This window comes from Romboutsia sp., assembly GCF_035470145.1.
GTDB lineage: Bacteria > Bacillota > Clostridia > Peptostreptococcales > Peptostreptococcaceae > Romboutsia_D.
The window spans coordinates 1-10,296 of sequence record NZ_DATIRC010000108.1 but is presented as its reverse complement, the minus strand read 5'-3'; the positions used below and the strand labels follow the sequence as shown (position 1 = coordinate 10,296).

The 10,296-nt window shown below is 31.1% G+C and carries 18 protein-coding genes; all 18 read left to right on the top strand.

Translation table 11 applies throughout. From position 1 onward, the window contains the following. Positions 1-288: hypothetical protein (locus VLM92_RS04225; RefSeq protein WP_325275106.1), on the top strand; the 288-nt coding region annotated here is incomplete at its 5' end. Positions 289-383: 95 nt separating this feature from the next. Then, positions 384-536, top strand: a complete 153-nt coding sequence (locus VLM92_RS04220) for a hypothetical protein (protein WP_325275105.1) — start codon at positions 384-386, stop codon at positions 534-536. Next, positions 514-750, top strand: a complete 237-nt coding sequence (locus VLM92_RS04215; protein ID WP_325275104.1) for a DUF1653 domain-containing protein — start codon at positions 514-516, stop codon at positions 748-750. The genes VLM92_RS04220 and VLM92_RS04215 overlap by 23 nt, the downstream gene beginning before the upstream one ends. 13 nt (positions 751-763) lie before the next feature. Continuing rightward, a complete protein-coding gene (locus tag VLM92_RS04210; protein WP_325275103.1) occupies positions 764-1,150 on the top strand; it encodes a hypothetical protein in 387 nt (128 codons plus the stop codon). A gap of 13 nt (positions 1,151-1,163) precedes the next feature. Further along, positions 1,164-2,150 (top strand): AAA family ATPase, encoded by a 987-nt coding sequence (locus VLM92_RS04205; RefSeq protein ID WP_325275102.1) that lies wholly within the window; start codon positions 1,164-1,166, stop codon positions 2,148-2,150. Between the two features lie 4 nt (positions 2,151-2,154). After that, positions 2,155-2,334: a hypothetical protein gene (locus VLM92_RS04200; protein WP_325275101.1), complete on the top strand. Its 180-nt coding sequence runs from the start codon at positions 2,155-2,157 to the stop codon at positions 2,332-2,334. Positions 2,335-2,408: 74 nt separating this feature from the next. Then, entirely contained in the window at positions 2,409-2,936 is a 528-nt protein-coding gene (locus VLM92_RS04195; RefSeq protein ID WP_325275100.1) for a hypothetical protein, read from the top strand. An 11-nt stretch (positions 2,937-2,947) separates the two neighbouring features. Next, positions 2,948-3,094, top strand: coding sequence for a hypothetical protein (locus VLM92_RS04190; RefSeq protein ID WP_325275099.1), 147 nt, complete (start codon positions 2,948-2,950; stop codon positions 3,092-3,094). 21 nt (positions 3,095-3,115) lie between these two features. Beyond that, a complete protein-coding gene (locus VLM92_RS04185; RefSeq protein WP_325275098.1) occupies positions 3,116-4,468 on the top strand; it encodes a DnaB-like helicase C-terminal domain-containing protein in 1,353 nt (450 codons plus the stop codon). Positions 4,469-4,534: 66 nt separating this feature from the next. Beyond that, the gene (locus VLM92_RS04180; protein ID WP_325275097.1) at positions 4,535-5,611 is read left to right on the top strand and encodes a hypothetical protein; all 1,077 of its coding nucleotides are present in this window, start codon (positions 4,535-4,537) and stop codon (positions 5,609-5,611) included. A gap of 8 nt (positions 5,612-5,619) precedes the next feature. Then, the gene (locus tag VLM92_RS04175) at positions 5,620-7,362 is read left to right on the top strand and encodes a DHH family phosphoesterase (RefSeq protein WP_325275096.1); all 1,743 of its coding nucleotides are present in this window, start codon (positions 5,620-5,622) and stop codon (positions 7,360-7,362) included. Further along, positions 7,362-7,559 carry a hypothetical protein gene (locus VLM92_RS04170; RefSeq protein ID WP_325275095.1) on the top strand — a complete coding sequence of 66 codons (198 nt, stop codon included), beginning with the start codon at positions 7,362-7,364 and terminating at the stop codon, positions 7,557-7,559. Before VLM92_RS04175 ends, VLM92_RS04170 begins: the two co-directional genes overlap by 1 nt. A gap of 123 nt (positions 7,560-7,682) precedes the next feature. After that, a complete protein-coding gene (locus VLM92_RS04165) occupies positions 7,683-7,865 on the top strand; it encodes an aspartyl-phosphate phosphatase Spo0E family protein (RefSeq protein ID WP_325275094.1) in 183 nt (60 codons plus the stop codon). A 128-nt stretch (positions 7,866-7,993) separates the two neighbouring features. Continuing rightward, on the top strand, positions 7,994-8,482 hold the full coding sequence (locus tag VLM92_RS04160) for a hypothetical protein (protein WP_325275093.1): 489 nt from the start codon (positions 7,994-7,996) through the stop codon (positions 8,480-8,482). A gap of 1 nt (position 8,483) precedes the next feature. Further along, complete coding sequence (locus VLM92_RS04155) at positions 8,484-9,311, top strand: ParB N-terminal domain-containing protein (protein ID WP_325275092.1); 828 nt, start codon at positions 8,484-8,486, stop codon at positions 9,309-9,311. A gap of 87 nt (positions 9,312-9,398) precedes the next feature. Further along, positions 9,399-9,644, top strand: a complete 246-nt coding sequence (locus VLM92_RS04150; protein ID WP_325275091.1) for a hypothetical protein — start codon at positions 9,399-9,401, stop codon at positions 9,642-9,644. Further along, positions 9,628-10,092: a dUTP diphosphatase gene (gene dut / locus VLM92_RS04145; protein ID WP_325275090.1), complete on the top strand. Its 465-nt coding sequence runs from the start codon at positions 9,628-9,630 to the stop codon at positions 10,090-10,092. Before VLM92_RS04150 ends, dut begins: the two co-directional genes overlap by 17 nt. A 3-nt stretch (positions 10,093-10,095) precedes the next feature. Continuing rightward, positions 10,096-10,296 (top strand): ATP cone domain-containing protein (locus VLM92_RS04140; RefSeq protein WP_325275089.1); only part of this gene is annotated, 201 nt, incomplete at its 3' end.

Below are 10,296 nucleotides of genomic sequence, written 5' to 3'. Positions count from 1 at the left end.
GGTCAAGCACCAACTTATACTATAGAAAACTTCACTCGTAAAAATCTAGTATGTGGTGGAGATGCAGTTAATTATTCATCTGACATGACACAAGAGATAGTTGTACAAATGTTAAAAATGAGAGAAGTTACTTTAGCAAAGGTTAAAGAGGATGCTTTAAAGAAAGAGCAAACTGCAGGTACTAATGCAGGAGGATTTGGAACAGGAACACCAGATGCAGGAGCGTTTGGAGGGACTAGTCCATTCGGTGGTGGAGTAGCACCAAGTAATAATCCTTTCGGAGTATAGAAAATCAACATATGGTTCTGAACATGTTGCAAATAGCCATGTTCAGAGCCTAATATTTAAATAAAATCTGACTTTTATTAATATAGGAGAATATCATGGGAGAATTAATGAGATGTGGCGTTTGTGGACACGAAGAAGAACAATTAGACGAATGCAATGATTGTGGTCAAGTATACTGCAAACATTGTGGAATAGAAACTACTGGACAATGTATGGAATGTGAAAATGAAGAATTTGATAGAAACTAGTGCTTTTAGAGAGCAATTACAATGGGCGAAAAATACGCTATTAGGAAAAGCAGTTATAAATATTAAACATGGAACAACGTACTATGTTAAGGGTATTACTGTAGACTCAGAAACATTAGAATTGAGAGTTGTATATAACGATGGAATAAATGTGTTTAATGATTGGGATAGACCGTTAAATTTATTCTTAAGAAAATTTAAATCAAAATACTAGGAGAGAAAATAGGATGAATACAAAGTTTATAATAAGAAATTTAGAGAATGAAAAGAGAAGAATAGATAAAGAAATAGCAAGACTTAAAAAGACTACAGTTATAGCAGAAGGTACTTATAGCACAACTGAAAATATGTTACTTGATGTGAAAGCAGATATATGTTTAGTATCAAGTCCATGTGACTTAGATTTCAATGTAAGATTTGAAAAATATGATACAACAATAAGATGTACAATGACAACGAAAGATGAAAGATTTAAAGATAAGAAGGAATTTGTTGGAGTTGCTAGATGTGATTCGTCTGATACATTTAATCATGGTGTAGGTATGACTATAGCACACCACAGAGCAATAATGAAGGTTCAAAAATATATATTAAATGAAGTATCTAAATACTAGGAGGACAACAAGAATGGCAATAGTAAATTTATTGGATTTAAAACCTACTGTAGTAAGTAGGGACATAAGAGATTATGATATGATGATATGTGGTGAATCTGGAATAGGTAAATCAGAATTAGCACTAGACATATATGGCATAGATAGATGTATAGCATTAGCATTTGAGGATTCATACGCAGGTATATCTGGAGCATATGCAGTAGACATAGATTCATATGCTACATTAACTGCATATTTAGCACAGTTAGAGAATCCTGCACTGAGAGAAAAGTTTGATACAGTTATAATAGACACTTTATTCTTATTAGATCACTGTATAGAGAAATCAATAACTGATTCATATGGAGTAGATTTGATAAAAGATGCTCTTAAGTGGAACGCAGGTTTCAAAATAGTTGATAAGAAATTCTTAGGTGCATTAAAGAGAATACAAAAGATGGGTTACACTATATGCTACATAACACATCCGACAACTAAAAAGGTTAAGATAAATGGTGTAGAAATAGATAAGTTTGAACCAAAAGTATCAAACAGAATCAAAGACTTATTAATGCCAGAGGTTGATATAAGATTATTCTGCTATACAGATGCTAATGGAGAACGTAAAGTAGCAACACAACAGTCTGCATATTGGGATGCTAGATGTAGAGTGGCAGAAATGGATGCTCTAATAGACTTTGATGGTAATACAATAAGAGAAGAATTTGCTAAAGGTGTAGATAGAAAACAAGCAAAAGGTGGAATTGTTGTAGAGAAGAAGGAAGTTGTTGTAGAGGAAAAGATGTCATTCGAGGAAATAATGAATTACCTAAACAATGACCTTGCTAAGAGATGTGCAGAAGAAGGTAAATTACCAGATGCAAATCGAATAATAGTTTCTCAATTAGGTAGAGATGAAGATAGTAATCCAAGAACATTAAACAATGCAACACCAGAAATGTTGGGTGCATTAGAAACAATAGTAATAGAATTAGAAGTTCTATTAGGAATGAGGTAATTAAATGAATATATCATTAAGTGTAGGAATACCACAAGCAATTATTTTATTTTGTTATGTGATGGTATTAGTTAAAAACATAAAACATCATGGAGAGCCACAAAACACAAGCTACAATGGATGGGCAAGTGTAATAGGAACTGCTATAGGAATGGCATTGCTAACATGGGGTGGATTCTTCTAAAGTGAGAGGTAGATTATTCTACCTCTTTTTACATTTGTAAATATAAATACGTTATATGTAGCAGAGGTGATGATATGAAATGCAATGGAAATGGATGCAAGAAAGATTTAGATGCATCTAAAATGAGTTTTGCTAAGAATCTAGATGGTGAATATCCTAAGAGTGGACTATTGTATTGTCCTCAGTGTGCAGAAGAAGAATATCAAAGAAAGTTACTAGTAGATTATCTGCATAATGGGTTTATATATAAAGGATATTACAAAGGTGACAATAGTCGGAACGATAAGCGTGAAGTAAAGAGATTAATGGGATTAATAAATACTCAAATATCAAATCTAAGAAAAGATGCATATACATGTGAACAAATAAGGTTGATACTTGAATATATGCTTACTAAAGAGAATGTTGAGTTCGGTGAAAGCATACTCGGATTAGTGCCATATTACTATGTTAAAACGAGCAAATATCATAGACAACTATTTAAAATAGGGAACAGTAAAACATATGGCTACATAGAGCCAACTAAAGTAGATATGAGCAACAAACCTGCACACAAACCAAATAAGAGTGCATTAAGACTAACGAACATGGAATCAGTATAGGAGATGGAACAATGAACTTAAATGCTTTATACAGTCCTATAGATATATTAAATTACTTAGGATCAGTATGTAATGATACATCTATATTGGACAACAAGAGAAATAGATTAAATCCACATAAGGATTTTGAATTAGATAGATTACATAGGATTATATAAACTGCAATAGAGAATATTTACATGGGCAAAGATGTTAAAGAAATTGATGCAGTAACTCTAAATATGTATTTATCTGCATATCCAGATCAACATGGATATTATACACAACACAAAGGTGATGAAGTTGTAACTAGTATTAAAGAAATGGCTAGGAATGTATCTGTAGAAGGTGCATTGTGTACAATTAAGAAACTTACTTTGCTTAGAGAGTACGAGAAAGTTGGATTTGGTACTAAAGATATATATAATACTGCTCTAATTGACCCAGTAGAAATCTCTGAGGAACGCAAGAAGTTTGATATAATGACAGAAGTTGATATAAGAAACATAGTTAAATCTAAGATGGATTTGATTCATGAGAATATGGCAATCGACACTGGAGAGATGTATTCATTCCATGCAGGAGAAGATATTCTTGATTTACTAAGAAGATGTAAAGAAGAACCTACTTGGGGACATTCTTTCCAATCTAAAATCTTTAATCGAGTGTTCAGAGGACTTCTTGGAAAGAAAGTTATGATTCGTTCTGGTAGTACTGGAAGTGGAAAAACAAGGCAGATGATAGGCGATATGGCGAATATTTCTGCTAAAATGATGTATGATAATTCTACTCATACGTGGGTTGAAAATCATAGACCAGTATCTTCTACATTTATAACAACAGAATTGGATAAAGATGAAGTTCAATTAATACTTCTGGCAACTATATCTGGAGTAGCAGAAGATATAATCAAAGATGGACACTATACTTCAGAAGTGGAAGAAAAACTTCACATAGCAGGAGAGATAATAAGGGACTCGGAAATACATTTTGAGTTCGCATCGAATTTCTCTATGACCGACCTTGAAAGTTTAATAGAAAAGAATATAAATAGACATGATACTGGATTTGTATTTTTTGACTATATACAAATAACTCCGAAGTTTGCACAAGAGTTAAGGAAAGTATTTGGATATGACTTAAGAGAAGATCAAATGTTAAACTTAATGGTTAGTTGTCTTAAGAACATAGCAAATAAGTTTGATATATTCATCTTGACTGCTACCCAAGTTAACCGTAGTCACAAGTCTGATGAATACCCAGATGCGACTCATTTGCGTGGAGGACAAGCCACTGCAGATAAGGCAGATTACGGAATCATAACTATGAGAATTACACAAAAAGACAAAGAAAAATTGGAGAAGTTAATGTCAAAAGGGAATTTTGATTGTCCTATGCCAACTCATGGACACCATGTATTTAAAAACAGAGGTGGAAAATATACTGGTGTAATTATCTGGGTAAATATGAACTTGGATAACATGACAGTTCAAGATTGCTTTGTAACAACGCAAGACTTTGACCAACTATATGTAGAGCCGAAAGAATTGTAGAGATGGTATATCCATCTCTTTTACTTTATACAATAGAAATACGTTATATATAAAGAGGTGATAAAAATGGATGCAAAAGAGTTGAAAAGCAAACTTACCTTGGAGCATGTAGTACAAATATTAGAAGATTTAGGAGCAGAACCAAGACAAGGTTCTAATTTAAATGAGATTTGGTGTAAAACTATTTGTCACAGTGGAAATAGTCATAAACTATATTTATTTAAGGATTCATTGAATTTTCATTGTTTTACGCATTGTGGAAGTTTAGATATATTACAAGTGGTACGAAACGTATTGGACTATAGTTTACAACAAGCAATAGAGTACATAAGTACAAAGTTTGGCTTTTATAATAATACGTTTAAATATGGGTTTGATAATACAATTCATACAAATAATTTAGATATAATAAGTTCATTTATGAGTAAAAGAGAAGTTGTAAAAACAGAGGAATGGAAACCATTTAAAAAGATAGATGAAGAAGTGTTAAAGCAATTCTATGACTTCTATCATTCGAGTTTCTATAAAGATGGTATATCACCTGCAGTGCTACAAAAATTTGAAGTTAAATATGATATTTTGAATTTTAGAGTGATAATTCCACACAGATATGCAGATGGAACACTAATAGCAGTGAGGTGTAGAAATTTAGACGATTATTTAATAAGCAAAGGTATGAAATATACACCTATTGTAAATGATGGAAAACTATTGTCTGCACCTACTGGACAATATTTTTATGGTTTGTATCAAAATGCAAACAACATTATGAGAGCAAAGAAAGTAGTGTTAGTTGAAAGTGAAAAAGCAGTAATGCAGTATGAAACAATGTATCCAGATGCAAATATAACACTGGCTCTTTCGAGTTCCAATTTAAGCAATTTTCAATTAAACATATTGAAAGAACTTGGAGTAGAAGAAGTAATAGTAGCACTTGATAAAGAGTTTGAAAGTGCAGGAACGGAAGAAGAAAGATTGTATGCACGTAAATTAGAGAAGTCGATTATTAATAGAATAAACTTCTGCAAAGTAAGTGTCTTATGGGATGTAAAAGGATTGTTAAAGAAGAAAGATAGTCCATTAGACAAAGGTAAAAAAGTGTTTGAAGATTTATTTAAGAATAGAAAATATAAACAATCATAGGAGGAAGTATGAAGTACGCATTAAGAGGAAGTTTACATGAAGATTTAGTAACAAGGATATTTGAGAATAGAAATGTTAATATAGAACAAAGGAAAGCATTTTTAAATCCGAGCAGAGATTCAATCCAGAATCCTGCAATATATGAAAATATGGATAGGGCGTTTAAAGCAGTTAAGTACCACATTGAAACGAATGGGTTAATATTGATATTGGTAGATAGTGATGCAGATGGATATTGTAGTTCTGCTACACTTATAAATTATTTTAGATTGAGTTTAAAATATAAGAACTTGGTGTTTGTTATGCACAAGGACAAAAAACATGGACTAACAAAAGAGGTATTAAAAGAGATACTAGAAATAAGTCCAGATTTAGTTATAATACCAGATGCAGGAAGTAGTGATTATAAAGAACATGAAATACTTGCTAATAATGGAATTGGAGTTGTTGTTTTAGATCACCATGAATGTGAAAAATATTCAGATTATGCAATAGTTGTTAATAATCAATTATCTCCAGAGGGCAATAAAACACTATCTGGTGGAGGAATGGTGTTGAAATTCATAGAGTATATGGATACGCAATTTAATATAGGTCAAAGTGAATATTATTATGATTTAGTAGCAGTGTCACTAGTAGCAGATGGTATGCTTATGATAGAACCAGAAACACGCTACTATGTATTAGAAGGTCTGGACAATATAACAAATCCTTTATTAGAGTTACTTGCAGAGAAAAGATCAGAAGGAGCAGGAGTGTTTGAATTTATAAGTTATAACATTGCACCTGCTATTAATGCAATAATTAGAGTCGGAACAGATTCAGATAAGCGAAACCTTCTGGATGCTATGATATGTGAGAATAGAACAGAAGTTATAAAACTACGAGGTCAAGGTGAGGTAGAGTTGCCACTGGTGGAATACATTCTTAAGATGGCAGACAGATTAAAATCAAAGCAAACTAGAGATATAAAGAAAATAATAGAAGATGAAAACACTATAATAATGACCGAGAATCTACCAATATCAATCATGGTACATGAGAATGAAGATGCACAAGCATTATCTGGATTAATGGCAAGTAGATTAGTAGATAAATATGGAAAACCTTCATTGGTGCTTAGAAAGGTCAATCAAGATGATGGAAGGTTTAGGTATGATGGCTCTGGAAGAAGTACAAACACATTTAAAAACTTTAAAGACTATTTATTAAGCACAGATAAGTTTATATATTGTGCAGGGCATCAAGGAGCATTTGGTGTAAGTATAGATACTCAGAAAATGAGTGAATTGTTATCTAGTTTGTTGTATCAATCATTACCAAATGAAGATGCGTGTCACATAGTAGATAAAGCATATGTGGATGGTAGAGTGGGTTCTATGGATATAATATCAATAGATGAACTTAAACAACATTGGTGCAGAGGATTCGATAAACCACAATTTTATATTAAACTATCTGGTGTAGATAGTGCAGATATAACTACTATGGGTGCTACTGGAAACACAATTAAAATCACGCATGACTATATATCTTATATTAAGTTTAAATGTACACAAGAGGACTTAGATGTATTGTTAAAACAAGGTCGAAAAGACATAGAAATAATAGGAACATTCAATGTTAACGAATGGAATGGTAGGTCTTTCCCACAAGTGTTTATAGAGGACTTTGAAGTAAAAGAAGTGGATGTTATGGATGATATAGATTTCAATGATTTTAATGCATTCGGATTTGGATTTGGTGCATAATGATTAAAAGATTATGGTGCAAACATGATTGGAATATAGTAATGGAAGATAAATACTATGATTTATATGGTTATGTAGATCGTATAAATTATCATGTATATTGTCCGAAATGTGGAAAGCGTAAAAAGATGGATTATGGAAAATATATGATGGAACAACGAATCAAAGAAGTTAATGATGAATATAAAAATAGGTAAACATTTACCTATTTTTTTTGTTTAAAAATATTGACAAAGTATTTACTGACATGGTATATTATAAATCGGACAAAAACAACACAAATCGACAAAAATTTTATAAAACAAAATGTGAGGTAAAAAATGATAAAAGAACTAAATAGAGAAATAGAAGTAAAAAGAGCAGAGTTAAATGTATTATTTGGTAAATATGGATTAAATGATTACACACTAAAGAAAAGTCAAGAGTTAGATGAATTGATCGTGATAGCACAAAGACAAGAATTAGATAAAGTTAATCAAAACAGTGTTACTATTGGTGCATAATGTCGAAAAATGATGTCGGATACGATATAAAAATACAATTTTATTTAAAGTATTGACTTGGTAATTACGATGGTATATAATTACATATATCGACAAAAAACTACATATGAAAACAAGGAGTTATGCGAATGAGATGGACAAAAGAAGAAGAAGAAAAATTTAGGATTGCATATCAAGATAACAATTATACCTTAGAGGAAATATGTTGGAAATTTAAAAGGAAAAGAAATGCAATTATGAGTAAAGCACATGCTATGCAAATAAAAAGAATACCACAAAAAGAGGATTTACCAGATGGATATAAACGATGTTCAAAATGTAAAGAAGTATTGTCTTTTGAACAATTTTATGATAAAAGAAAAGCAAAAGATGGAAAACAACCATATTGTAAAACATGTAAAAATAAATACAATAAGGAAAAAAAAGAAGAAAATAATAAGGGTATAACTCTTGTAAAAGAGCAGAAATTTATTGTGTGTAGTAGATGCAATGAAGAAAAATTATACACGAGTTTCGACATTGATAAAAAAACTGGCAAAAGAAAAAAAACATGTAGAAAATGTTATATAATAGCAACAAATAAAAATAGTATAAAAGAATGGGAAAAAGGTGATTAATATGAATTTTGTAAATGATATGGATAAAGAAAAGCAGTTAATAGGAATGGTAAACGATTATATAAGAAAGAACAACTTAGGAGATGAAGTTGTAGCATTTATAAAGAAAACAAGTGAACTTGATAAGTTTTCTTCGAAGTTGGAAGGGATAGAAAATAGACAGTTAAGCAGTGTTAATTTAAGAGATTTAACTAAAAGCATGTCTAAGAAACAACTTATGATTCCTGCTAATGTTACTCCAAAAGGAGAACTTATAGATGGAAACCATAGGTTGGCAGTGGCAAAAAAGTTAGGATTACCTTATTATTATTATATATCAGAGGATGGAACATTAGATGATAGAATTGGGACAAATGCCAACATGCGAAGATGGGATGCAAATAACTATCTACAAGAACACATAGAAAGAAAGAATGAAGAATATATATGGCTTAAAAAATTGTGCAATAGATGTAATATGACTATAGATGGATTGTTGTTAGTAATATCTAAAATAAGTGAAACACAATTACCGATAATTAAAGAAGAATTTAAAAACGGTACTTTAAAAATAGAGAAACGTGATTTTATAGAAATGTTCATAAATGATTTAACGGACTTTGCGTTCTTTAAAGAGTATAAGAGCAGTAGATTCGTAAGTGCTTTTTTAGATTTATATATGTATCCTCGATATAATCATGATACAATGTTAACTTCTATTGAAAAATATGGTAAAGATTTAGTTTCGCAAAGAACAACTAGAGAATATTTATCTGTTTTAAGTAAGATATATAGCAAATGTACTAAGAGCAAAATAAAATATAGTATAGAATTTAATACATTCTTATAGAAATAGATGGTGAGAGCCATCTATTTTTTTACATATTAAGAACTTTTTGCGTTATATGTAGTAGATAAAGTAAGGAGGGTTTGTAAAGTGATAGAAGAAAAACATCTAAGACAAGTATCTGTTGAAAAAATAAATGTGTTAGCAATAGACACATATGAAAAACTACTTCAACATATTGCAAATTTTAGTTTCGTAAATGATGCAGAAGTTGCAGTTATGTTGATAAGAATAAGGAATCTTATAAATGATGAAACTGTAAAGATACTTGGAGAAGATACTACAAATAAAATAAACAAAAAATTGGAGGACAATAAAAATGATAGTAAAAGTTAAGAAATTACACAAGGATGCAATAGTGCCAGAATACGCACATGCAACAGACACTGGATTTGATTTATTTTCAGTAGAGGAAACAACAATACCTGCAAATGGAAAAGCAATAGTTAAGACTGGTTTGGCATTTGGACTACCTGCAGGATGGGGAGTAGAAGTTAGAAATAAATCTGGTATAACTATGAAAGGTGTGCCAACTACAAATGGAACAACAGAAGATATAACAGTATATATAGGAACTATTGATACTGGATATCGTGGTGAAATAGGCATAATGATAAAAAATGAAAATGATTTTGGAATAACAATACCAAAGCAAATAAAAGTAGCACAAGGTGTCTTAGAGCAAATATTCCAATGTGGGTTTGAGGAAGTAGAAGAACTGGATGATACAGATAGAGGGACTGGTGGCTATGGTTCGACTGGATTTGAGTCAAAAGGAGCGTAGCAAATGAAAGTTATAAAAAGAGATGGTAGCGTAGTAGCGTTTGATTGTGTAAAAATCGAACGTGCTATTAAACTAAGTGCAGAAAGAGTTAGGAAAAAGTTAAGCAAAGAATTTTGTGATACTGTAGTAGCGAATACTATAATAGATATTCACAAAAGGAACTTAAAAGAAATTGTAACAGTAGATGAAATACATTTGTCTGTA

Excerpts from the sequence above, each read along its gene's own strand:
- dut (WP_325275090.1), top strand. The coding sequence starts at position 9,628 with ATGATAGTAAAAGTTAAGAAATTACACAAGGATGCAATAGTGCCAGAA.
- VLM92_RS04185 (WP_325275098.1), top strand. The coding sequence starts at position 3,116 with ATGGGCAAAGATGTTAAAGAAATTGATGCAGTAACTCTAAATATGTAT.
- VLM92_RS04155 (WP_325275092.1), top strand. The coding sequence starts at position 8,484 with ATGAATTTTGTAAATGATATGGATAAAGAAAAGCAGTTAATAGGAATG.
- VLM92_RS04200 (WP_325275101.1), top strand. The coding sequence starts at position 2,155 with ATGAATATATCATTAAGTGTAGGAATACCACAAGCAATTATTTTATTT.
- VLM92_RS04205 (WP_325275102.1), top strand. The coding sequence starts at position 1,164 with ATGGCAATAGTAAATTTATTGGATTTAAAACCTACTGTAGTAAGTAGG.
- VLM92_RS04160 (WP_325275093.1), top strand. The coding sequence starts at position 7,994 with ATGAGATGGACAAAAGAAGAAGAAGAAAAATTTAGGATTGCATATCAA.
- VLM92_RS04220 (WP_325275105.1), top strand. The coding sequence starts at position 384 with ATGGGAGAATTAATGAGATGTGGCGTTTGTGGACACGAAGAAGAACAA.
- VLM92_RS04165 (WP_325275094.1), top strand. The coding sequence starts at position 7,683 with ATGATAAAAGAACTAAATAGAGAAATAGAAGTAAAAAGAGCAGAGTTA.
- VLM92_RS04175 (WP_325275096.1), top strand. The coding sequence starts at position 5,620 with ATGAAGTACGCATTAAGAGGAAGTTTACATGAAGATTTAGTAACAAGG.
- VLM92_RS04210 (WP_325275103.1), top strand. The coding sequence starts at position 764 with ATGAATACAAAGTTTATAATAAGAAATTTAGAGAATGAAAAGAGAAGA.
- VLM92_RS04190 (WP_325275099.1), top strand. The coding sequence starts at position 2,948 with ATGAACTTAAATGCTTTATACAGTCCTATAGATATATTAAATTACTTA.
- VLM92_RS04215 (WP_325275104.1), top strand. The coding sequence starts at position 514 with ATGAAGAATTTGATAGAAACTAGTGCTTTTAGAGAGCAATTACAATGG.
- VLM92_RS04180 (WP_325275097.1), top strand. The coding sequence starts at position 4,535 with ATGGATGCAAAAGAGTTGAAAAGCAAACTTACCTTGGAGCATGTAGTA.
- VLM92_RS04195 (WP_325275100.1), top strand. The coding sequence starts at position 2,409 with ATGAAATGCAATGGAAATGGATGCAAGAAAGATTTAGATGCATCTAAA.
- VLM92_RS04170 (WP_325275095.1), top strand. The coding sequence starts at position 7,362 with ATGATTAAAAGATTATGGTGCAAACATGATTGGAATATAGTAATGGAA.